This window comes from Flammeovirga pacifica, assembly GCF_000807855.2.
Classification (GTDB): domain Bacteria; phylum Bacteroidota; class Bacteroidia; order Cytophagales; family Flammeovirgaceae; genus Flammeovirga; species Flammeovirga pacifica.
Genome location: NZ_JRYR02000001.1, coordinates 1839600 through 1865323 on the forward strand (window position 1 = coordinate 1839600; position 25724 = coordinate 1865323).

Annotated in this window: 15 protein-coding genes and 1 pseudogene; 6 read left to right on the top strand and 10 right to left on the bottom strand. The window is 35.0% G+C overall.

Going from position 1 to position 25724, the window contains the following annotated elements; translation table 11 throughout:
* The first annotated feature begins 115 nt into the window (after positions 1–115).
* The 4 genes and pseudogenes from NH26_RS07400 to infB all read left to right on the top strand — a co-directional run bounded on the left by NH26_RS07400 (position 116) and on the right by infB (position 6707).
* Positions 116–760, top strand: a complete 645-nt coding sequence (locus NH26_RS07400; RefSeq protein WP_084812089.1) for a c-type cytochrome — start codon at positions 116–118, stop codon at positions 758–760.
* Positions 761–998: 238 nt separating this feature from the next.
* Positions 999–1469, top strand: a complete 471-nt coding sequence (locus NH26_RS07405; RefSeq protein ID WP_044218415.1) for a ribosome maturation factor RimP — start codon at positions 999–1001, stop codon at positions 1467–1469.
* A 36-nt stretch (positions 1470–1505) separates the two neighbouring features.
* Positions 1506–2750: pseudogene (gene nusA, locus NH26_RS07410) on the top strand (transcription termination factor NusA); the annotation flags it as partial.
* Positions 2751–3410: 660 nt separating this feature from the next.
* Positions 3411–6707: a translation initiation factor IF-2 gene (gene infB / locus NH26_RS07415; protein ID WP_071397110.1), complete on the top strand. Its 3297-nt coding sequence runs from the start codon at positions 3411–3413 to the stop codon at positions 6705–6707.
* A 76-nt stretch (positions 6708–6783) separates the two neighbouring features.
* On the opposite strand, the gene NH26_RS07420 is transcribed toward infB, so the two are convergent.
* The gene (locus tag NH26_RS07420) at positions 6784–7764 is read right to left on the bottom strand and encodes a nucleoside hydrolase (RefSeq protein ID WP_044218412.1); all 981 of its coding nucleotides are present in this window, start codon (positions 7762–7764) and stop codon (positions 6784–6786) included.
* Positions 7765–7861: 97 nt separating this feature from the next.
* On the opposite strand from NH26_RS07420, the gene NH26_RS07425 reads away from it, so the two are divergent.
* Both NH26_RS07425 and NH26_RS07430 read left to right on the top strand, forming a co-directional pair.
* Positions 7862–8818, top strand: coding sequence for a hypothetical protein (locus tag NH26_RS07425; protein ID WP_139262930.1), 957 nt, complete (start codon positions 7862–7864; stop codon positions 8816–8818).
* Positions 8802–9485, top strand: coding sequence for an ATP-binding cassette domain-containing protein (locus NH26_RS07430; protein ID WP_044218408.1), 684 nt, complete (start codon positions 8802–8804; stop codon positions 9483–9485). The genes NH26_RS07425 and NH26_RS07430 overlap by 17 nt, the downstream gene beginning before the upstream one ends.
* Positions 9486–9567: 82 nt before the next feature.
* Here NH26_RS07430 and NH26_RS07435 read toward each other — a convergent pair whose 3' ends face one another.
* The 9 genes from NH26_RS07435 to NH26_RS07475 form a co-directional block, all read right to left on the bottom strand.
* Complete coding sequence (locus NH26_RS07435; protein ID WP_071397111.1) at positions 9568–11376, bottom strand: family 16 glycosylhydrolase; 1809 nt, start codon at positions 11374–11376, stop codon at positions 9568–9570.
* Positions 11377–11451: 75 nt separating this feature from the next.
* Entirely contained in the window at positions 11452–13824 is a 2373-nt protein-coding gene (locus NH26_RS07440) for a glycoside hydrolase family 3 N-terminal domain-containing protein (protein ID WP_084812090.1), read from the bottom strand.
* A gap of 67 nt (positions 13825–13891) precedes the next feature.
* Positions 13892–15355: a hypothetical protein gene (locus NH26_RS07445; RefSeq protein ID WP_052431778.1), complete on the bottom strand. Its 1464-nt coding sequence runs from the start codon at positions 15353–15355 to the stop codon at positions 13892–13894.
* An 18-nt stretch (positions 15356–15373) separates the two neighbouring features.
* The gene (locus tag NH26_RS07450) at positions 15374–17020 is read right to left on the bottom strand and encodes a RagB/SusD family nutrient uptake outer membrane protein (protein WP_044218402.1); all 1647 of its coding nucleotides are present in this window, start codon (positions 17018–17020) and stop codon (positions 15374–15376) included.
* 14 nt (positions 17021–17034) lie between these two features.
* The gene (locus tag NH26_RS07455; RefSeq protein ID WP_071397113.1) at positions 17035–20145 is read right to left on the bottom strand and encodes a SusC/RagA family TonB-linked outer membrane protein; all 3111 of its coding nucleotides are present in this window, start codon (positions 20143–20145) and stop codon (positions 17035–17037) included.
* A gap of 302 nt (positions 20146–20447) precedes the next feature.
* Entirely contained in the window at positions 20448–22340 is a 1893-nt protein-coding gene (locus NH26_RS07460; protein WP_044218399.1) for a 7TM diverse intracellular signaling domain-containing protein, read from the bottom strand.
* Between the two features lie 252 nt (positions 22341–22592).
* Entirely contained in the window at positions 22593–22919 is a 327-nt protein-coding gene (locus tag NH26_RS07465) for a HesB/IscA family protein (RefSeq protein ID WP_044218394.1), read from the bottom strand.
* An 86-nt stretch (positions 22920–23005) separates the two neighbouring features.
* Positions 23006–25045 carry a M3 family metallopeptidase gene (locus NH26_RS07470; protein ID WP_044218387.1) on the bottom strand — a complete coding sequence of 680 codons (2040 nt, stop codon included), beginning with the start codon at positions 25043–25045 and terminating at the stop codon, positions 23006–23008.
* Between the two features lie 93 nt (positions 25046–25138).
* A complete protein-coding gene (locus NH26_RS07475; RefSeq protein WP_044218385.1) occupies positions 25139–25711 on the bottom strand; it encodes a YqgE/AlgH family protein in 573 nt (190 codons plus the stop codon).
* Positions 25712–25724: the final 13 nt, after the last annotated feature.

The following is a 25724-nucleotide window of genomic DNA, read 5'->3' on the forward strand; positions in this document are numbered from 1 at the left end:
ATGGTGTTTTAAAATTTATTGATGCATATTGCGTCGAATAATTGATTTTTTGATTTAGAGCAATGGTTTACACCGCCATTTTACTTTAAACTTTACATACAAATTTAATATAATAATGTCACACGTTTTTTTGACGCACAGAATTGTAGTATCACTTTTTCTATTGATCTACGTTATTAAACTTATCTTGATTTTCGCCAACAAAGACACTTTCAATAAGTTTGGTAAAATCATTAAAGTACCTGAAATGATTATTTCGTTTACTTTCTTGGCTACAGGCTTAGCAATGATTTTTGTGTATGATTCTATCCTTTCTAATGCCTTATGGATCAAATTTGGTTTTGTCGCTATATCTATTCCATTGGCAGTGGTCGCTACTAAGAAGCAAAATAAATTCTTGATGTTAGCTGGCGTACTTTGCGTATTTATGGCTTATGGTTTTGCAGAAATGCACCGTGCTGGAGTAAAGAAAGGTACAATTAGAGCAACAGAAGAAACAGCAGCACCAACTAGAGACTTAACAGAAATCGAATTAAAAGGTCAAGCGATCTACGAGAAAAACTGTACAAACTGTCATGGTCCAAGTGGTGATTCTCAAAGAAGTGGAGCAGCTCGTTTATCAGAAACTTCTTTAAATCAAGAAGGAATTGAAAAAGTAATTAGAGAAGGAAAAGGATTTATGCCTAAATACGATAAGAACCTTATTTCTCAAGAAGATTTACAGGCTTTATCTAATTATGTGTTAACTCTGAAAAAGTAGTCAGAAAAAAACATTGCATTTTTCGATGTTATCTTTATATTTGTGACAACATCATGGAAAGCATCTAGAAGGGAGCGAAAATCGTCTCCCTTTTTTGTTTACTTTTTTTAATGAAGTTAATGGCAGGAGTCAATGATACCAACTCATTATCAGAGATTTAAGTCATCACTTTTAAAGTACAACAAACCTGATTTTTCCACCATGTTTTTTTAGAAAACATAAAATTTTAAAAAAAACTATGGGTTTAGTCGAAAAAATTAAAGAAATCGTTGAACAACATATTCCTGACGAATCTGTTTTTATTGTTAAAATAGAAGCAAAAGGAATGAAACGCTTAAAAGTCTTGATCGTCTTAGACGGTGACAAAGGTGTATCTATCGAACAAGTGACGGAGGTATCAAGAAATGTGGGTAGAGAATTGGACGAAAGAGAGTTGATCAAAGATGAATATACTTTTGAGGTTACCTCTGCCGGTGTTGGCGAGCCATTAGAACAACACAGACAATATATTAAAAATATTGATCGTAAGGTAAAGGTCACTAGAAGCAACGAAACTAAATTTGTCGGTCAACTAAAATCAGTGACTGAAGAAGCTATCGTTATCGATGCTGAAATCAAAGAAAAAGGAAAAAAGAAAGTAGAGATTAAGGAAATGGAAATTCCATTCTCTGATATTAAAACCACACAGGTGGAAGTTTCCTTCAAATAATCTTTAAAAAAATATTAAAACAAAACACTTGCAGATATGAACAGCTCAGAATTAATCGAATCGTTTAAGGAATTTGCAAAAATGAAAGGGATTGACCGTCCAACTATGATTAAAATCCTAGAGGACGTGTTCAAGACGATGATTCGTAAACAATATGGAGATGATGCCACATTCGACGTTATTATCAACGTAGATGCTGGTGACTTAGAAATATGGCGTTACCGTCAAATTGTTGCCGACGATGCTGAAGATTTCGATCCTCAAACTCAAATTCACTTGACTGACGCTAAGAAAATCGAGGAAGATTTTGAAGTAGATGAAGAAGTAGCTGAAGCAGTAGAAATTGATTTCTTCGGAAGAAGAATGGTACAAACTGCTCGTCAGACTTTAATTCAAAAAGTAAAAGATTTAGAAAAGAAAGTTCTTTTCGATCAATATAAAGAAAGAGTTGGTGAATTAATCATGGGTGAAGTATACCAAACTTTACACCGTGAATTTATTATCATCGACCAAGATAACAACGAATTGTCTCTTCCTAGAAACGAGATGATTCCTAAAGACCGTTACAGAAAAGGCGATCATATCCGTGCGGTAATCGATCGTGTGGAAATGAACAACAACAATCCTAAGATTGTATTGTCTCGTACTTCTCCTCTTTTCTTACGTCTTTTATTCGAAAACGAAGTTCCAGAAATTTTCGATGGCTTAATCGCTATTAAAAATATCGTACGTGAACCAGGTGAAAGAGCAAAAGTTTCTGTAGAGTCATTCGATGATAGAGTTGACCCTGTAGGTGCTTGTGTTGGTATGAGAGGTTCTCGTATCCATTCTATTGTACGTGAATTACAAAACGAGAATATCGATGTAATTAACTACACAGAGAATTTAGATTTAATGATCCGTCGTGCTTTATCTCCTGCTCATATTGCTCACATCAATATTAATGATGAAGAGAAAAGAGTAGAAGTTACATTGCCTCAAGATCAAGTTTCTTTAGCTATTGGTAAAAATGGTCAAAACATTAAATTGGCTTCTAAACTAGTAGGTTACGAAATTGACGTATTCCGTGAAATGGAAGGAGAGCAAGAAGAGGACATGGATTACGATGTAATGGAGTTCAACGATATGTTTGAAGATTGGATGCTTCAAGAATTCAAACGTATTGGTTTAGATACTGCAGGTGCTGTACTTGATCATAAAGTAGAAGAGTTAGAAAGAAGAACTGATCTTGAAGAAGAGACTATTATTGCCATCATGGAAGTAATGAAACGTCAATTCGAAGAGGACAAAAAATCTTCTAATGGTTCTAGTCGTCCTCAAATCAACAATAACGCTGCTGATGAGGACAACATGGATGATCTAGTAGATTACTCTGATGACATCGATGAATACCAAGAAACTGAAACTTCTGTTGCTGAAGATGTAGATCTTTCTACATTCAACGCAGTGATTGAAGATTGGGTAATCGATGAATTCAAAAAGGCTAAATTAAACACTGTTAATTCTATCCTTTCTATCTCAAGAGAAGAAGTGATCGAAAGAACAGATTTAGAAGACGAAACTGTTGATGAAGTTTTAGCTGCAATCAACAAATAGTTTATACTAATATTGAATATTCCTAAGGAAAATTCTTATGAATGGAGATTATTTTTAATGATAGTCTCCATTCATTTTGTCTCGATTTCAACTTTTTGAAAAAAAAAACGAGGCATAAACCTAATTTTCTGATGAAAAAAGGGAAGAATACCTATAATAAGTGCAAAAAGGTAAAGATGATTAGCAATTAAATTTAAGATTTAAAAAGTAACTCATATCTTTGCATCTTAGAAGTGTTCATGTAAGCGTTCGTCATCGAACATTTCATTTAAGCTTTTTGCTTATAATTATTTTAATTGCTGTGACAGCAATATATTACGAACAAAGTATTACGAAAAAGAATATATGGCAGATCAAAAGATGATCAGAATTAATCAGGCGGCCAAAAAATTAAACGTTGGACACCAAACACTCATCGAGCAGTTGAAGAAGAAAGACATTGATGTGGGCTCTTCTCCTAATGCTAAAATCACAACCGATCAATTCGAGTTGTTGAAAAAGATGAATGCAAAGTCTATGCAAGACAAAGAAGAGGCATCTCAAATCTCTATCTCGTCTCAAGTGGGGAATACTGTTATTGAATCTAAAAAACCTAACAGAAAAAAATCTGCTGAGCAAGATGACGATCATCTGATTATCAAAAATTCTTCTGCCGAAAAACCAACGGCTCCTGCTCCTAAAAAAGAAGTTGAAGCACCAAAACCAGAAAAGGCACCTGAAACATTCAGTGCTAAACCTAGTCTTAAGGTAGTTGGTAAAATAGATCTGGAAAACACTAAGAAACCAGCAGAAAAGAAAAAACCTGCAGCTGAGGCTAAAAAGCCCGCTGAAGAAAATAAAAAACCTCAAGCTCCTGCTAAAAAAGCTACACCGAAGCAAGAAGCTCCTAAAAAGGAAGCTCCTAAGAAAAAAGTAGAGGAACCAAAACCTGAGAAAAAGGTTGAGGAACCAAAAACTACTGCTAAGGAAAACACACCGCAGAAGCCTGAAGCATCTGAAAAAGCTCCAGTAAAACCAAAAGAGGAGCAACCTACAAAAGAAGTGAAGAAACAAACGACGAAACCAGCTGCTAAGACAGAACAAGCAGCTCCTTCTGAAGCTCCAAAGAAAGAGGCTCCTCAAGAGACTCCTTCATCATCAGAAGCTCCATCAGCAATTGCCGCAAAAGCTGATGAATTGAAAGGTCTTACTGTAGTCGGTAAAGTAGACTTATCTTCTTTTGAAAACCGTCGTAAGAAAAAACAACGTCCAGTTGCTTCTTCTGATGATAAAGGTGGACAAAAGAAACAACGTAAGAAGAAAAGAGTACCTGTAGGGAACTCTGAATCCGGAAACGCACAAGGTGGCAACCGTAACCAACAAGGTGGAAACAGAGGTCAAGGTGGTAACCGTAACCAACAAGGTGGTCAAGGTGGTAACCGTAACCAACAAGGTGGACAAGGTGGTAACCGTGGACCTGGTGGACAAGGTGGCAACCGCAACCAACAAGGTGGTCAAGGTGGTAACCGTGGACCTGGTGGACAAGGTGGTAACCGTAACCAACAAGGTGGACAAGGTGGTAACCGTGGACCTGGTGGACAAGGTGGCAACCGTAACCAACAAGGTGGACAAGGTGCTAACGGTCAAAACAAAGAAAAAACATTCCGTAACGCTGATGCTCAATCAGGCAGAACAGGCGCTAACAAGAGAGGAGGAGCTAAGAAGAAGGGTAAACCATCTGAAAAAGACATCCAATCAGGAATGAAGAGAGCCAACGCGCAAATGAACCAATCTGGTTTCAAATCTACGCGTGGTAAACATAAACAAGCTAAGAAAAACAAACGTGAAGCGGAAAACGAAGCACGTTTACAAAAAGAGGCTGCAGAACAACACATCATTACAGTTACTGAGTTCGTTTCTACAAACGACTTAGCAAACATGATGGAAGTGAGTGTTTCTGATGTGATCATGACATGTATGAACAGTGGTATGTTCGTGTCGATCAACCAGCGTCTTGATAAAGAAACAATTGAGCTAATCTGTGCTGAATTTAACTTCGAACCTAAATTTGCCTCTGCTGAAGAAGAAGTAGATGCTCCTTTAGAAAAAGAAGATACTCCAGAAGATTTATTAGAAAGAGCTCCAATTGTTACAATCATGGGTCACGTTGACCACGGTAAAACGTCATTACTTGACTACATCCGTGATGCAAATGTAGCCTCTGGTGAAGCAGGTGGTATTACTCAGCACATCGGTGCATACGATGTTAGAACTAAGACAGGTAGAAAAATTGCCTTCTTGGATACTCCAGGTCACGAAGCCTTTACAGCGATGCGTGCTCGTGGTGCAAAAGTAACTGACGTTGCAATTATTGTAGTTGCGGCCGATGATCAAGTAATGCCTCAAACAAAAGAAGCAATTAACCACGCATTATCAGCTGAAGTACCTATCGTTATTGCAATTAACAAGGTAGATAAGCCAAATGCGAATGTGGAAAATATTAAAACTCAACTTTCAGCATTGAATATCCTTGTTGAAGATTGGGGTGGTAAATACCAAGCATTTGAAATCTCGGCAAAAACAGGTCAAGGTATCGATGATTTATTAGAAGGTGTACTTCTTGAATCTGAAGTTCTTGAATTGAAAGCCAATCCTAATAAAAATGCTGTTGGTACTATCGTTGAAGCATCATTAGATAAAGGACGTGGTTACCTTGCAACTGTACTTGTACAGGCAGGTACTATGCGTGTAGGTGATGTAATGCTTGCAGGTGGTTACTATGGTAAAGTGAAAGCAATGCTAGACCATAGAGGTAACAGACTCAAAGAGGCTGGTCCTTCAACTCCTGTTCAAGTTCTTGGTTTATCAGGTGCTCCTCAAGCAGGTGATAAATTGAATGTTCTAGATACAGAACGTGAAGCTAGAGAGATTGCTAACAAACGTGAGCAATTAGCTCGTGAGCAAAGCTTAAGAGCTGCACAACGTCCTAACCTAGATCTATTCAAGCGTCTAGCTCAAGGTGAGTTACAACAATTGAACATGATCATCAAAGGTGACGTGGACGGTTCAGTTGAAGCATTATCAGATTCATTACTGAAACTTTCGAACGACGAAGTAGAAGTAAGAATTATCCACAAAGGTGTAGGTGCCTTAACGGAATCAGATATCTTGTTAGCGGCTGCCGATAAGGAGAACCCAACAATGATTATTGGTTTCCAAGTACGTCCTACTCCAAATGCAAGAAAGCTTGCTGAGAAAGAAGGTATTGAAGTACGTCATTACTCTGTAATCTATAACGCTATTGACGATGTTAAAGCGGCTATGGAAGGTCTTCTTGAGCCAGATATGGAAGAGAAAATCGTGGGTAACGTTGAAGTACGTGAAGTATTCAAAATCTCTAAAGTGGGTACTGTTGCCGGTTGTTATGTTACAGACGGTTACATCAAGCGTAACTCTAAAATCCGCTTAATCCGTGAAGGTGTTGTAATCTACGGTGGTCAAGACGGTGGTGATGTTGGAGCCTTGAAACGTTTCAAAGACGATGTCAACGAAGTGAAATTCGGTTACGAATGTGGTATGAGTATCGCAAACTACAACGACATTAAAGTTGGTGACGTTGTTGAGGTCTTCGAAATGAAAGAGACAAAACGTACATTAAGCTAAGCTGAAGTACTTTTAAATATAAAATCCCGTAAGTTTCGGCTTACGGGATTTTTTTGTGCTATAAAAAATAAAGTCCTTAATTATCTTTTGCTGTGGAAAGCGTCTTAAAAAAGTCATCTAGAATGGCCTTTTCATCAAAAAACTCCCACATAATTACTTTTCTATGGTCTTTACTGATTGTGTTCCATCTTTCATTCTCAAAAACAAAAGCAGTCACTTCAGTTTTCACTGCCCAATCAGGGTTCTTAATAATAGCTACTGCTACCATGTCAAAAAGGGATCTTGATGGAGGTGTTGAGTAATATTTGATGTGCTCAAAAAGGCTACTTAAGTAATCTCCTAAATTGGTAAATTCTCCTCCATGTCTACCTTCAATACCTTTATTTACTGTTGGACCTAAACCCTTCATTTTATCAACAATCCCCTCTTCTTTGAATACTTTTACATGGGCAGATCCTGAATCCATGTTATAACGACAAGGAACTATTTCAAAATGTGCATCTGTTCTAGCAATGTAATTCATCGCAGCATAATCGTTTACAAAATTATATTCTCTAAAGTTAGGGTAGTTGGTTCCTAACCACACCAAATTTAAATCTGGGATTATACTTGGGTCTTTTTCTATGGCTAGTGCTACATTAGTCAATTTACCCACAGCTAAAACCACTACTTCTTTCTTGTACTTTTTTACTTGTTGAATGATAAAATCAACCGCCTCATAGCCATCATGTTTTTTTTCTTTTAATGTCGGTTTTATGGTTTCAAAATCGCCATTTACACCTGTCAATAATTTGGTTCCCTTTTTATCACACAATTGGACAATCCTTTCAGCCTCCTTGTAATGCTCACTTACATCACCTCCATTTCTAGTTGCATTGATGGTGACACCTAATACCTCAAAAGTGGCCTCATTCAGTAATAAATAGGCTAAAGCATTTTGATCGTCTAATTCGTTATTGGTGTCAGTATCAAAAATAACCTTAGTCTTCTCCACTGCCATTGTGAATTGTACAGAAAATAGTGATACGATTAAAAAATTAATGAATAAATATTTCATACCTTAGTTTGATTGTTAATTTTTAAACTATTAGAAATTAATTCATCTTCTCCTATTTTCCATTTGGTTTTATAAAACAGTATAGAATAATAGAAAAATGATGTGGATTTCCCTCTTTCAACTACGTTTAAAACAATTATATCGTATTATAAAAGAGCTTGGTGCGGTTAGAATTCCCTTCTATCTTATCGGTTTTTTATTGGGATATAGGCTTCTTTTTGAGTTTATATCCAAAGAAGAAACAGTACAATGGGTAACTCTAGGTTTTGTTTTTTTAGAATTGATGATTCAACTTAAAAGAGCAGACCTTACTTTCTTAAAAAGTCATGTCCCTAATTCTAAGTTCTATTTAATGGGGGAGTACTTCCTTTTTAGCCTGCCATTTACCCTTCTCTTATTGATCTTTCATCAGTGGTATTACTTCCTTGCACATACTTTATATTTATTCATTTTACCTTTTCTATGGCTTCCTAAAAGTGATAAATCCTCCATTTTAAATAAATATATCAACCGATTATCCTCTGAAAATTTCGAATGGAAGGCAGGTATTCGTAAAAACTTATATTTGATAGTACCATTGTATTTTATTGGTATCATAGGAAGTATTTATCTCGGTATTGTTCCTGTTATTTTACTTGTTCTATGGTTGATTTGTTTTAGCTTCCATGAAAAGGGGGAACCTATTACTTACATCATTGCATTTGAAATGTCGGCTAAAGATTTTATCCTGATGAAACTTTCCAAACAAGTCACATTATTTATCTACCTCACTATGCCTTTATCCTTAGTGTTTTTGATATTTCATTACGAGGAGTGGTTCTTATTAATAGGTATTTTATCTGTATTGAGTTTTCTGAATATTTATATTCTCCTTACAAAATATGCTTTCTATACTCCTAATAACACCTCTCCTACTTATCAAACGATGAGTGGTTTTGGTTTAATCAGTTTATTTATTCCATTCCTTTTACCTGTAACTTTAGGTTTGAGCATTCAATATTATAGAAAAAGTATTCAAAATTTAGACTTCTATTTACATGATTTCGCTTCATAATATCTCCATCAGTTATCAAAAAAACAAAGTAATTAATAGTCTTGACTTAACTTTGGATATTGAAAAAATCCATGGTTTAGTGGGGTTAAACGGGGCAGGAAAAAGCACCCTTCTTCAAGGTATATTCGGATTACTTCCTTTAGAAGAAGGAAACGTATTGTATCATCAAAAAGACATTTCAAAAAAAGACATTGCCTTTTTAAGTACTGAAAATTACTTCTATAGTTACACCACAGGAAGAGATTACCTTTCATTATTCAGCGATGATAAGATTAGAATCGAGGAATTAAATACTCTATTTCAGTTATCAATAGATCAAATGATTGATGATTACTCTACAGGAATGAAGAAAAAGTTAGCACTGATGGGGGTTCTACTTCAAGATAAAGACATTTTGATACTCGATGAGCCCTTTAATGGAGTAGACTTAGAATCTTCAAGAGTTATTCATTTGATTTTAGATCAGTTAGCATCAAAAGGAAAAACAATTATTATTACCTCTCACATATTGGAAACATTGACTTCGTTATGCCATCAAATACATTATTTGAAAGGTGGAGTGATCAAATCATCCAAAAACAAAGCACAATTTGATGAGTTTGAAAAGGATATATTTGGGGAGATACATCAGAAAAATGAAGAAAAAATACAGCAGTTGTTTAAATAATATATCACATCAATAAAAAAGCTAACTTATCGGGTGATAAGTTAGCTCTAAATAAAATCAGTTCAACGAGGAAAGCGGGCAACTATTCCACCAGTATCTTTTTATACACTCTATTATTTTCTGATTTTAATGTTAATATATAATGACCTCTTTCTAGGTCTTTAATTAAAAACTCTCCATTCGTAGAATATCCTTCCAATACTTTTCTTCCCAATAAATTGAAAAACTGTAGTTCCACAGCTTCCCCAACTATTAACTTTTGACCATTTGAGATAGGATTAGGATAGATATTCACTTCTTTTTTATCAGGTGATAAACTTGTGATAATAGTATCTAGTCCACCACAATCTCCATTATTGGTCATCGATTCTTCCTGCATTTCTGAAGTCGAAAAGACAACGTCTTCAATCACTAATCCTCCTACTTTAGCCGATGAAAAAATCCCATAATTAACATACACTCTAATTCCAGCAACTTGTGAAGGAGCTGAAGTAAATGTATGCGTATACCTCCAAAGATTACAATCTGTATTTAAATTGGATGAATACCATCTTACAAAATCATTGGATAAGGTATTTCCATTTCCATCTAATAATTCTACCCTTAATGCATCAGGCTCTTTTCCTTCTGCATTTTTTATGTTGATAGAAAAGTTATTATGTTCTGTAAAATCATAGATGTTATCAAAATGATATTCTATGTAAGGGTTCGTAGATGGATCTTCTATATCAAATTTTACCAATACAGAATTTTCACCCTCTTTTTTAATCTCAAATTGAGAAGAGAAATTCTCTGATTTAAACCATTGGATATTTTCATCTAAGATTGCGGGGAAATTAATGCTTTCCCCTTGGGGCTTTCCCACGACAACTTTCACCTCCTTAGTAGCTTGATAAGTTTGACAATTACCCTCTACTTCAGCTTTTATTTCACCTGTCTCTGCATTTTCTGCTATTTCAACTTCTATAGTAGATGTACCTTGTCCACTGAGTATAGTTATTCCTTCAGGTACAGTCCAGGTTACATTTCCATCCATTCCTTTAAGGAGGTAGGTATACTTTGTGTTTTTCTCAATTATTGATGCACCATCTAATGATATTTCTCCCACTTTTTTTTGGTAAACTCTCACATATTCAACCTCCATTTTTGCAGGTAATGCAGTATCATCTGTAGGACCTCCGGCGCCTCCCCAAAACCCTCCAATAGCGATATTTAAAAGTAAATGGAAACGTTTATCAAATGGCCATTCTTTGTATGTTCCTCTCTTTGGAAAGGTAAAATACATTTGGTCATCATACCCAACTTGTAATCCATCTTCATTCCATTCTAATACATAATCATGATAAGCAGAGGTGGCATCGTCTATTGTTACCTTCTCTCCTCTCTGTGTATTATTCATGTGATTGTAAGCTTCTGTGTGCACTGTACCGTGTACCACATTAGGATCGTAACCTACATGTTCCATGATGTCAATTTCTCCACTTGCTGGCCATCCACCATATTCCCAATCTGTAGGAAGCATCCAAATAGCAGGCCACGTGCCTTGTCCTGATGGTAATTTAGCTCTTACGACTACTTTGCCATATAACCAGTCTCCTTTACCTTTAGAAATCAAACGAGCTGATGTATATGCTTTCCCTCCATAATTTTCTTTTCTAGCAGTAATGACAAGTTTACCGTCAATTACTTGAGCATTAGTTAGTTTATCTGTATAGTATTGGTCTTCGTTGTTTCCCCAACCATCACCACCAATATCGTACCCCCATTTATTAGGATCTGGAGCACCATTAACATCAAATTCATCCGACCAAACCAACTCATAACAATCGGATTGGGCAAAAATGATAGATGTATTCAATAGTAAATAGAATAAAAAGTAATATTTTTTCATATTGTTATTAGATGTAATGATAGGGAACCCAAGTGTATGAGTCCCCTATGATAACTATTTGTCCAAATAAAGTTGTTAGTTAGACTGTTTATCAAATTTCTTTGTATTAGTTACATTCACATTGGCTTGTTGATCACCCACCATGAATCTAAATTCTCCTTTTTCTACTGTCCATTTTAAGTCAGCATCAACAAAAGCTAAATCTCTACCAGACAACGTGAAAGTTACTTTTTTACTTTCACCCGGTTTAAGATTGACCTTTTCAAATCTTCTTAATCTTTTATTATCTGGAGTAATTGAAGCATACATGTCTTTTGTATACAATTGTACTACTTCTTTCCCTTCAACTTTACCTGTATTTTTTACTTCTACAGATACCGTCACTTTATCGTCAGGACCAAAATCTTGTTTTGACACCTTCAGATCTGCATACTCAAAAGTGGTGTAACTTAATCCAAAACCAAAAGCGTATTGGAATGGTAACGATGAATTATAATCATACATCCCCTCCATTTTTTCTGATGCTTCAGATGGTTTGTGATCATACGTTCCTAATGAATTTGGATACATAGGGTAACTGTAAGGTAATTTACCACTTGGATTCACTTTACCAATTAGAATATCAGAAAGAGCATCTCCACCAAAATTACCTGGTAGATACGTATGAACTACCGCTTGCATTTCTGATTCAAATTGAGAGATTAAACGAGGTCTACCTTCATTTAAGATCAAAACAACTGGCTTACCTGTAGCCGCTAAAGCCTCAGCTAATTTTCTTTGGTTTTGTGATATATATAAGTCATGAAGGTTACCAGGCGTTTCTGTATAGGTGTTTTCACCAAGACAAAGTAAAATCACATCTGAACTTGCTGCAGCTTTAACAGCCGCCTGTATATCGATGTTTTTTTCCTCGTAATAATGTCCTTCGTGGTTGTATTCCACTCCATGTACAAGGTTTACATTTTCTTTACCAAAATTGTTTTGAACTGCTTCAAAAATGGTATTGTAATCCTGTGCAAATTCTTCCACTTTTTCACCTTGCCAAGAGTACGTCCAACCTCCATTCAATGTACGCATTGAATTAGCATTTGGACCTGTAACAAGTATTTTCGTTCCTTTTTTCAAAGGAAGAATCTCTTTATCATTTTTAAGTAAAGTTATGGATTCCGATGCAGCATTATAAGCAATTTGCTCATGTTCTTTGCTTCCAAAATTAGGATAATCTTTTACTTTTGGTGCTGGAGTATCGAATAACCCAAGTTCCATTTTTACTTTCAAGATTCTTCTTACTGCATCATCAATACGATCCATTGATACCTCGCCTTCATTCACTAATTCGACCAAATGATCGCAGAAGTTGAAATTGTAAGGGACCATTGACATATCGATTCCTGCATTTATAGATTGCTTCACCGCTTCTTTATGAGAATCAGCTACTTTGTCTCTATTATGAATATTTTCGATATCCGCCCAGTCTGTTACCACAAGACCTTCGAAACCTAATTCTTCTTTTAATAACTCCGTTAATAATTTGTATGAAGCATGAACAGGAGTACCATTGATAATACCAGAGTTGATCATAATCGTATGAGCTCCAGCATCAATAGCGGCTTTGTAAGAAGGTAAATAGTGCTCTCTTAACTCAATTTCAGGAAGGTAAGAAGGTGTTCTATCTTTTCCCGATTTCTCACTACCATACCCTAAGAAGTGCTTGATACAAGCGGCAACTTTTGTATTATCTGATAGGTCATTATTTGTTCCTTCATAACCATCAATAGCAGCAATACCCATTTGAGAGGTTAAGTAAACATCCTCTCCATACGTTTCCCATATTCTTGGCCATGATGGGTTTCTACCCATATCAAGTACTGGTGAAAAATCCCATGGTATTGAACTAGCTCGTGTTTCGTAAGCGGTTACTTCACAACCTTGGCGGTTTAACTCAGTGTTCCAAGTAGCCGCCATACCAATTTGTTGTGGGAAAAATGTAGCTCCATCAGTATATGTAGTACCGTGAATTGCATCTACACCATAAAGTACTGGAACACCAATTTCTTTCATGGCTAATTTTTGGATTTGAGAAATCACCTCATTCCATTTTTCTGGTGTTCTGGCTCTGTTATTCGCTGTGTTTAATACAGAACCAATTTTATATTTTTTGATGGCTTCTTCCAATAGTTTTTTATCTAAAGAAAGTGGCTCATCACTAACAAATACATTCTCTCCTTTGGTGATAACATCCAAAGTGATCTGAGTCATTTGTCCTACCTTTTCTTCTAATGTTAGTTGTTGTAAAATTTGTTCTACCTTTTCCTCTACCGAAAGGTTTGATTTAACGATAATATCAATATTTTCTTCTTGTGATGGGGTTATATTAGGCGAGTTAAACCCTAAAGTTACTGAGCATAATGCCGCAGCCAAAACTCCTTTGATCCAGTTCTTTTTCATCGTTGGTCTTATCTAGTAATTTAGTGTTTCAAGGAAGTTACCTAAGCAACTTCCTTGAATTATTATTTTATTGTTCTAATCTGAAGTCTGATACATAGAATGTACCTGGTCTTGTATGACCTTCGCCTCCAATTTGAATAATAATTTTATCAAAATCAGTTCTATCACTAACTCCTGAGAAGTCGAAAGTTAATTCAACCCAAGTTCCCATTTGATCTGTTGTGATTGTTTGAGAAACTTCTGCACGAGTTTCCCATCCGTTACTTCCCATTTTAGTATCTTCTAATCTTAATGCTACTGTTGGCGTCATCGCTACATCTCCTAGCCACTCTGGCGTTTCTGCAGCCGGAGTAGCAGTTGTAAAGTCATTAGATGATAGCATTAGCACTTTCATTTTAAATATATTTCTTGATGATAAATCAACTCTAAAAGGAAGTTCTGCTTGATAGTTTTGGAACCAACCGTCATCTCCTCCTGCTTCAGTTCTTACATATCTACCAATTTGAGCAGCAGTGTTGCCCATTTGATCGAAATTATCTACACCAGCAGTAAAATCTAAAGTACCATCTGCAATAAAAGATAAGCTATTATTTCCTGCAAAATCATCAAAAATGTCATTTGCTTCATATGGTTTCTCTACTGGAGGAACAACAGGCCTTTCAAAACCTTCACGTATAAATCCATAATACCAGGCATTACCATCATCACCAATTGTTCTTAAATACAATTCATCTTCATTTAATGTGATGATTTCATATTCTTGGTTTCCTCCTGTGTGCCATGACATAAAAGCATCACCGCTTAAAGAAAGGTAAGATTTACCATCTCTCTCAGAAATAGCCCAATTCCAATCCGATTGATCATCAAAAGTGATAGCATAAGTATTATCATCATCATCTTTTACAATTGTACCACCTCTCGATGTAAACCAATCATTCATATATGACTTTGCATATGAATCGCCATTGTTAGTTAACCCAAACTTAAAACCATTTAAATTAAAGTTGACTAAATCATCATAAGCACCTCTACCGTCTTTTGACATTGGATCTGCTTGCCACCATTCTGGAGTTGATCCCTCTGGAGGTCCAATACCCATATGACCTCTAGTCATCTTGTCAAATTTCCAGTTCTTACCATCTAGAGAATCTCCTCCACCAGTAAGGAAGTTATAGTCTTCTCTATCTAATAAAGTAAAATCTGTTTGATCAATAGTGATCACTTTAGAAGAAGTAGCTTGTCCGCCAGATTTAATCACTGTCAGTTCTGCAGTATATTCCCCTTTTACAGCAAACTCAGCAGTTACTTTTTCTCCTTTATCAGATGCTCCTGTACTAAATTTCCAGAATGCAATAGATTCAGGGGTGGTGTTGGTAAATTCAACAATATTCGGATTATCTGATGTAGGTGTCACAGTAAAAGTAACGTCATCTGCCGTTGGTGTTGGCCCTACTTCTGGCTTTTGTTCTGAACAGCTTGCCATGGCTAAAACCATGACAAAGCTTAAAAATGAATGAATATATTTTTTCATGATTATTAATTCTTTGGATTAGTAACCTGCGTTTTGTTTTAACAATGGATGCAAATCAATTTCAACTTGAGGAATTGGTAAAAACCCTCTTTTTGCTTTGTCAAAATTAATTTCGAAAACTGTTGGATCTGCTGCGATATCACCTGTTAAGTTTTGACCTTGATCGTTGATATATTGTGCATCAGTATCTGTAGGAGGTGTTAATGTATAATTTGTAACATCTAACTCCGTCTTCGCTGCATCTAAACCTCTTCTTAACACATCAAAATATCTGTGTCCTTCAAAAGCTAATTCTACTCTTCTTTCTTGCTGAATATCTGCAAGTGATACTAAACTGATATCTGCAAGACCTGCTCTTCTTCTCACTACATTAACATATTGAGTAGCCATTGCAGGATCAGTATCTACCATTAGTTCAGCGGCCATTAAATAAACATCTGCTAAACGTATATAGTGGTAATTTTGTGCCCAGTTTAATTCAACATTTACCTCTGCTTGATTCCATGTATGTGTTGTATACTTGTTAGAGTGCATACCAGTGTAGTTGAAATGAGGCTCATGAACACTACCAACTTCATCAATAAGATCTTTGGCATATTTAATTGTTGATCCTAAACGAGCATCACCAGCTTCAAAAGATTGTTCTAAATCTCTAGATGGGGCAATGAAACCCCAGCCTTGAGCAAAAGTTGGTCCGTTGTGTGCTCTTGGACCAGCCATTTGACACATAATGTTACCGTAAGAATAATCACCCCAATCACCAGAGCCAGTGTTTGCAAAAGCAATTTCAAAAATTACTTCAGGATTGTAATTTCCATTCTCATTAAATAAATCTGCATAATTAGTAGCCAAAGTAAATCTACCTGAGTTAATTACATCTTTTGCCATTTGAGTAGCATCTGCCTTCGTAATTGCTGTACCACCTTCAACGGGCAGCTCAGTTTGACCATAGAAACCGGTGTAAAACAAATACACTTTTACAAGCTCTGACATAGCAGCATATTTTGTTAAGCGACCTGCTTCGTTAGCTGGAATTTCTTCAGCCATTAAAGCAATGGCATCTTGCATATCTTTTGCTATTTGAGCATATACAACTGAAGGTTCACCCTGTTCTACAGATTGCCAAGAATCGCCCACAAGTGGCTCAGTAATTAGAGGGATATTTTCAAAATATCTTACCAACTCAAAATAGAAGTGACCTCTTAAATAAGTAGCTTCACCTTTATAATTATTTTTCAAATCTTCTTCATTTGATTTGAAGTTAATCTGATCATAATTAGCCAATAAGGTATTTGATCTTTGGATAGCACCATAACACTTATTCCAAGATTGTTGTGCTGCTTCTGAGTTAGTTAATGCTTGGAAACGCATCATTTGTTGTAACCAAAGCATATCCGTTCCAGAACTAGCACCACCTACATAGGCATCATCACCTAAAGTTAATTCTAGTAATGCATTGTTGTTAGGAATTGTAGCATTGTAGTCCGAACGTAATTTCTCATAAATACCGTTCAATGCTTGTCTAGCTTCTACCGAAGTAGAGAAGAATGTATCTGATGTCTGAGCATCAGTTGGGTTAATATCGAGGAAGTTTGAGCAGGAAGTTGACATCATTAATGATGACAAAGCCATTGTACCTGCTACTAATATATTTTTAAGTTTCATTTTTGATCAGCTGATTAGAATGTAACATTTAAACCAAGTAAGTAAGATCTTGCTTGTGGATAAGAACCGAAGTCAAATCCATAGCCTAGAGCTCCACCGTGACCTACTTCAGGATCCATTCCAGAGTAGTTTGTGAAAGTGAACAAGTTGTTTCCTGAAACATAAACTCTTAAGTTAGACATACCTGCCTTTTTAGAGATGTGAGTTGGCAACGTGTAACCTACTTGAAGGTTTCTTAATCTTAAGTAAGAAGCATCTTCAATGTGAACCATATCATTGATTCTAGTGAAGTTTTGGTTATCATCTTGGTAAGTAAAACGAGGGAACTCGTTTGTTGATCCTTCACCTGTCCATCTATTTAAGTAACGTGCTGGGTAATTTTGATCTTGCTGTAAATCTGGACGAAGTGTACCATTTATCAATTTACCACCTGCTTGACCTTGCCAGAACATTGTAAAATCGATGCCTTTGTAAGCTAATCTCACATTTAAACCGTAAGTCCATGAGTGAACAGGAGTACCGATATCAGTTCTATCTTCATTATCAATTACACCATCACCGTTAATATCAACATATCTGATATCACCAGGCTGAGCACTTTCTCCATACATCTCATTGTATGCTTTTGCTTCATCAGCATTCTGAAGAATTCCATCTGTTTTCCAACCCCAGAAGTAAGGAAGAGCGAATCCTTCTTCCATCATTGTTTGACCTTGAGTTTGGAACATTCCGTTACCGTAAATTCTACCGTCGCCATTATCTACTTTAGTTACTTTGTTATCGTTGTAAGCACCCACAGCAGTTACACCAATTTCAAGGTCTCTAATCTTAGTATTGTAAGTTAAACTCATTTCAATACCTTGGTTTTGTACAGTACCTAAGTTAGAAAGAGGACCACCAACACCTGTAAAGCCTGGTACTGGTTTAGTACCTAATAAGTCAATACGTTGTCTGTTGTATAAATCCACCGTAGCAGTTAAAGCATCATTAAAGAAACCTGCATCAATACCTACATTAAGCTCTTGTGCTGTTTCCCATTTTAAATCTGGGTTAGCCATTCTTGTAATCGCAAAACCAGGTTGCATTGTTTGGTTTACACCGAATGGATAAGAAGGTGTACCACCGAATAATTCTAAGAAACCGAAGTCTCCAATGTTTTCATTACCTACTTGACCCCAACCAGCTCTAATTTTTAAGAAGTTGAATTTTTCTCCACCTTTCATGAAGTCTTCGTTAGAAACAACCCATCCTGCTTGTACTGAAGGGAAGAAACCATATTGATTATTAGGACCAAATCTTGATGAACCGTCATAACGAGCAATTACATTTAACATGTACTTATCTTCGTAGTTATAGTTTACTGATCCAAAGAATGATAACAATCTATGTTGCCAGTAGTAACCATATCCTTTTTGAGTTTCATCATCTGCTCCATTACTTACATAAGCATAATCCCAACCAGGAATTTGTAAATTATTTCTTGCTGAACCCAATCCATTACCATAAGATTGACGCATTGTAGTACCTAAAAGGAAATCTAATTTATGCTTTCCAAATTTCTTTTTATAATTCGCTGTGTTTTCCCATTGTATAGTTGTGTAACCTGTAGAGTTTTGGTTTACTGATGATACAATGCTTTGATTTACGTTATTATAATATGCTTCGGGAACATAACCTCTAGTATATCCACTACCTGTTACTACACCTAAATCAGTTCTAAATGTTAGACCTTCAATACCGGGAGTTAATTGTAGATACACATTACCTGTAATATTATTACCTGCATTCTCAGCATAAGTATTTTCAATTCTAGCCATTGGATTAACTACTTCTCTCAAAGTTTGATCTGAAATAGCGTAATATCTTCCATTTCTATTGGCTGGAGTTACTGCATATGCATCATATGCTTCAATTACATCTTGTCTGTCCTCCCATACTGGAGTTAAAGGGTCATGCAATAAAGCGTTTTGTAGTACACCACCAAATTGATTTTGTTCGTTGATACCTTTAGATTCTTCTCTTGAGAAGGTAAAGTTCGTACCCGCTTTAAAATATTTAGATATATCGTGAGAAGAGTTTAGTCTTATTGTATAACGATCAAAATTAGACTTTTCAGGAGCGATGATACCTTGTTGACCAAAGTAAGATACACTTGTCATGAAAGTTGATTTTTCAGTACCACCAGACATCTGAATCGTATGTGATTGGATTGGTGCCTGTTGGAACATCTCATCCTGCCAATTGGTGTCCGTAGTGTTAGCTGCCATTTGATCTGGCGTAAACTTCACCCCTTGACCTGCATTTAAAGCTCCTTCATTATGGAACATCATGTACTCTTGAGAGTTCATTAAAGGTGTTTTTCTCCATGGCTCCTGCACCCCGTAATAACCATCATAAGAAACGATAGTTCTACCTGCTTTACCTTTCTTAGTAGTTACTAGTACTACACCGTTTGCTCCTCTTGAACCATAAATAGCTGCAGATGCGGCATCTTTCAATACTTCAATTGATTCGATATCTCCTGGATTCAAGAAATTGATGTTATCTAGTTGAACACCATCAACAACATATAAAGGAGTGTTATTTCCATTTGAACCAGTACCACGAACTCTAATATCAATACCAGAACCTGGTTGGCCTGATACTGGAGTGACCAAAACACCGGCTGTTTTACCTTGTAATGATTGTGCTGCGTTTTGTATAGGCACTTGAGTTATATCTTCTGATTTAACTGAAGCAATTGCACCTGTTACAACACTTTTCTTTTGAACTTGGTAACCTACTACTACTACTTCTTCAAGTTGCTCAATATCCTGAGTCAACTGCATGTTAAGTATTGAGTTTTGACCAATTTCTACCGTTTCAGGTAAATAACCAATGTAAGAGAATAGAATTTCTTTGTGGCTATCATTTATACTTAATTTAAAATTACCATCAAGATCTGTAATTGTTCCTACAGACGTATCTACTAATTTAACATTTACGCCTGGTAATGAACTACCATCAGCGGCATCTGTTACTTTACCAGTAATCACTCTTTCTTGCGCGGAAACACTAAAGGACAAAAGTGTTATCATTCCGACAATAAGAGCGAGACTTTTTCTAGCTTGTAAAAATAATCTCATTTCAAGTTCTTTGTTCGATGAATAAAAATTTAATGAAAGAGTTTTAATTAACTCTTGTTAGTTGATAAAAAACAGGGACGTCATCTGCTGTTTGCCATTACAAAGGTTGAGAGTTAATATTTCATTACCAAATACGTTTTTTTTAGATGAAAAAAAATTATCATTTAAAAAAAATAGTCATTAATAGCTAATTAACAGTGTTTTATCAAATAAGTGTACTAACTACAAGTTAAACAGCTATCATTTAAAAAAAATACATTTTAACACATTTTTCTTGAAATAGGTGACAAATATCAACCGGTTTAGGTCAAAATAAGTGCCTCCCAACCTTGTTTTCTTAAGGCATCATCAGAACCTAACACCTCACTTTTACGTAGCATAGCCTCGTTTATTTTCTTGGAAAACTTCCAACATGTGTTTTGCCTCATATCTAAAGTCTCTGATAATTTTGTGGAAGAGATATCCCCTTTTTTAGAAAAAACTATAAATACCATGTAAAAGGCCTTTTTAATTGGAAAATGTAATCGATGGAATAAAGTCCCTGTTGTTACAGATTCATTGTAATTACAACTCTTACATCTCCTAGCATTATTTCCTGTTCCAACAGCAAAGTCAGTATGTTCACATTTTCGACAAGAGAATCCGTTTTTCCATTTTATTTCTTCTAAGTATTCATAACAACTTTCATCAGTTGGGAACATGCCTTCAAATTCCTCAAAAGTAACTTCTTGCATCAAAACCCTAGCAGTTTCTAAGTGTTCTACATCTTCATGTAACTTTTCATTTTCGGTTTTAAGTTGTTTGTTCAGATTCTGGATCTGAATTCTTTGTTTATTTAACTCATCGTTTACCCAACCTAACTCCTTATTTTTATTTTCAATGATGATACTTTGAGATTTAATTTTCTCTGTTCTCTCTTCTACTTTATCTTCTATTATACGTTCTCTAATTTTTAAATCTTTAATGAGTTCTTGTTGTGCCTCATCTTTTTCTTCCTTTAAAATTTTATAACGCTCCGTTTGAGATAACGTCATAAATAAGCCGGTGATAAGTAATCCCATATTATAAGAATACACCACAAAAATATTATCGGAAATAAAGATGTTATAACTTCTTAGGGTCTGGAAAACTAGCCCCGTTAGTATCACCAAGTAGCCAATAAGAAAATATCTAACTTGGTTTTTCTTTTGATTTCTATGCGTAAAGATATATCCAAAAATGAGTAAGAAAGGAATTAGAAAGGTAGGTAACTTCCAGATATTATCATTTAATGACTTAAATACCAGGAAATATAAAGCATTTAAACTAGCGATACCTATAATCAATAAATAGACGCGAAAATTCTCCTTACGTATGCCTAAGAATTGTGTTGCCATCAATACAATCGAAAACATACTTATTGCTGCTGAATACTTTAGTAATATAAAATTTAAGTAAGGGTAATTATGAAATAAATATTCTGATGCTAAGTTATCTTCCGTTAACCCTACTGCGATACTTCCGAATAAGAAAAAGATTAAAAAGCCTAATGATTTATCTTGAATTGTAAGATATAAAAGTACGCCAGTAAGTATTAAACATATTAATATTCCATAATTAAGCCCCAGTAAAAGATATTCTGTATTGGAATATCTTAAAAATGCATTCGTTTTAGATAACTTGTAAAATAACACATTTTGAAATGGAGAGTCATATCTCAAATAGACATCAATCTCATCCGCATTTTGTGTATTTTGATGATCTAAAGGAAAAATGATGTTTTTATGTTTATAATCTCTAGACTTAAAAGTGTGATAATACCCTGCCTTTTCCATCTTCATTATGGTATCCCCAGGCACATGTATGAATGCTTGAATTTCTCCAACATGAGAATCAGGGATTTCAAAAATCCATCTATCATTTTTAAAAAGTTGATTATCAAATCTTAGTTTAACCCAAAAAACTTGATCTTCTCCTTTGGTTATCACAAGGGCTTCTTCATTATTAGATTCAAATTCAATGGAAGAATCACTTATGATATTTTCAATACTTAAATGTTCAATATTTTTTTTATCATACATTCTTACCTTTTTGGTTGGAACGTACAAAACATCATCTGGTATTTCCTGATGAATTAAGAAATTATCTTGTCCATTTACTTTTTGTATAAAAAGAAAAAACAAAAAAATACAGAAACTAAAGTGATGTAATTTCATTGATGGATTTAGACGTTAGTAAAACAATCGAATATTAACTTGTAGAGTGATAAAATTTATTATTTTCAGAAAGGACAGTTGAATAATAAACACACAAAAGATGCTGTGATTTATTCTGAATTTAGTTAAACAGGCTATTCATTTCATTTTAATTGCACTTTCACATTAAAGAATCAACTTAAACATGAATATACAAAGATAAAAAAAACTGCTCCTTTAACAGAAGCAGTCTCTTAATTTTTTTCTTGTTGATTAAATAGAAAAGCTTTCACCACATCCGCAAGTTCTACTTGCATTTGGGTTTACAAATTGAAAACCTTTTCCATTTAGACCATCAGAGAAATCTAGGGTAGTACCTACTAGATACAATAAGCTTTTCTTGTCCACAAAGATTTTCACCCCCTTGTCTTCAAAAACATCATCTGTTTCTTTAATTTCTGCATCAAAGGCTAAGTCATACATTAACCCTGAACAACCTCCTCCTTTTACAGAAACACGAACATTTTGATCTTCTTCTCTGTTTTCTTGTTCTCTTAATTCAATAATACGCTTTGCAGCTGCATCAGATACTTGAATCATATTTCTTTATAATTTAGATAAAAGACGAGTCTCTTATTTGTTTAAACAATTTTTGTAACAAGCACAAAGGTAATACTTTTTTGGAACTACTTCAATAAACCTGCTCTTCTTAATAAAGCATCTACCTTAGGTTCCTGTCCTCTGAAACGTTTGTATAATTCCATTGGATCCTCTATGCCTCCTCTAGATAACACATTTTCTTTAAAACTGTTTGCTGTTTCTTTATCAAAAATGCCTTTTTCTTTAAATAATTCGAAAGCATCTGCATCAAGAACTTCCGCCCATTTATAAGAATAATAACCTGCAGCATATCCACCTTGGAAAATATGTGAAAATGCTACACTCATATTTGTGCCATCCACTTTTCCTAATTGATCTATCGAAGTCGATTTCATTGCTTCTTTTTCAAAAGATGAAACATCTTCAATTTTTCCATCAGATAATTGATGGTACTTCATATCTAACAAACCGAAACTTACTTGCCTTAATGTTTGATACCCTTCCAAGAAGGTCGACGATGCTTTAATTTTATCAATCATTTCTTGAGGAATTGCCTCGTTCGTCTCATAATGTTTGGCAAATAAATCAAGTGTTTCTCTCTCAAAACACCAATTTTCTAATACCTGAGAAGGAAGCTCTACAAAATCCCAATAAACTGAAGTTCCTGTAAGGCTTTCATATTTCCCTTCAGCCAACATACCATGTAAGGCGTGTCCAAACTCGTGGAATAAAGTAGTAACTTCATTAAATGTTAATAAAGAAGGTTTTGTTTCTGTTGGTTTTGTAAAATTACACACAATAGAAACGTGTGGTCTTTGTTCTACACCCTCAACAATACTTTGCCCTCTAAATGATGTCATCCATGCTCCACCTCTTTTTCCTACTCTTGGAAAAAAGTCTGCATAAAATACAGAAATATGTCTACCATTATTGTCTGTCACCTCATAAGTCATGACATCCTCATGGTAAGTTTCAATATCATTTCTTGGAGTAAAATTTAGATCATATAATCTGCTGGCCACCTCAAAAACGCCCTCTAAAACATTTTCAAGTTTGAAATAAGGTTTTAAAGCTTCATCATCAATAGCAAATCGTTCTTTCTTTAATTTTTCAGACCATAAAGCCCAATCCCAACGTTTCACTTCTGTTGCTCCATTCGCTTTAGCATAAGCTATTACGTCATTTACTTCTTCCTCTGCTGCTGGCCTTGCTTTTTGTTCTAAATCGTTCAAGAATTCAACCACAGCACTTGGAGAAGGGGCCATTCTTTTTTCAAGAATGTAATCGGCATAATTATCAAACCCTAGTAATTGTGCTTTTTGATTTCTAAACGAGACCAAATTCTTCACAATCTCTTGGTTATCATTATCATACCCATCAAAACAACGACTACCGAATGCAAAAAACAGTTCTTTACGTAGGTTTTCATTTTCTGCGTAAGTCATAAAAGGAATATAAGAAGGATATTGTAGTGTAAATACCCATTTACCTTCCATTCCTTTTTCTTTAGCTGATATAGCTGCTGCTTCTTTAACTGCTTCAGGTAAACCTTTTAAGTCTTCTTCCTTGTCTACAATCATTGCATAAGCATTGGTTGCAGCCAAAACATTTTCTCCAAAAGTGAGAGATAGTTTTGACAACTCAAGATCTACATTTCTAAGTTGCTCTTTTTTCTCCTCATTTAATTCTGCTCCATTTAAAGCAAAATCGCTATATGTTTTTTCTAATAACTTCAGGTCTTCAACGTCAAGGTTTAATTGATCTTTTTGATCATATACCACCTTCACTTTTTCAAAGATTCTTTGATTTAAAAGAATATCATTTCTTAATGCACTTAACTTAGGTGAAACTTCTTGTGCTATTTTCTGAATCTCGTCATTTGTTTCTGCTGAATTGAGATTAAAAAATATACTACTAATCTTACCTAATAAATCAGAACAATGTTCTAAATCCACAATCACATTTTTGAATGAAGGTGATTCAGAAGACTCTTCAATATTTTTTATATTTTCTTTGGCAATTTTAATGGCTTCATCAAATGCTGGAACAAAATGTTCTTCCTTAATCTTTGAAAAAGGGGCTGTTCCAAAAGCCGTATTAAAGGGTGATAATAAAGGGTTTTGCATCATCTATATGAATATCATTTTTTGCTTATAAACAAGTATAGCCTTCTACATGTGGTAAAAGGCTATACAATATCGTAATCTTAATCTTAAATTCTAATTCATTCTTATATTCTTTGCTGCATTTGCGAAAACTTTATACTTCCCTCCCATTTCGTTGAGAACTAGCTTCCACAAATCGTCTACAGGATAATCTAATATATTAGTTAATCTCATGTTAGACACCATCCAAGAATCTTCTTTTAATTCTGTTCTTAGTTGAAATTCATCCCAACCGGCATATCCCATAAAAAAACGACAGTTGTTATCATCTAAAAGACCCTGAGCGTTTAAATCTTGGATCTCTTCGTAATTTCCTCCCCAATACAAGCCATCCTTTAAAGGGATCGAATTTGTAATATCTTTGAATTTATGGATATAATGTAAAGTATCTTGTTCTACAGGGCCACCAACATAAATAGGGCTATCAATTGATAGTCTATTCTCTACTTCCTCTATTGTTACTAAAGAAGGTTTATTTATGATCAAACCAAATGATCCTGTATTTTCATTGTGTTCACATACCACGATAATAGATCGTGAAAAGTTTTGATCTTTTATGAAAGGCTCAGAGATTAATAAATCTCCACTTTCTATAGGTCGGGCTCCAAAATTGATAGTAAAATCCATAGCAAAAATAATT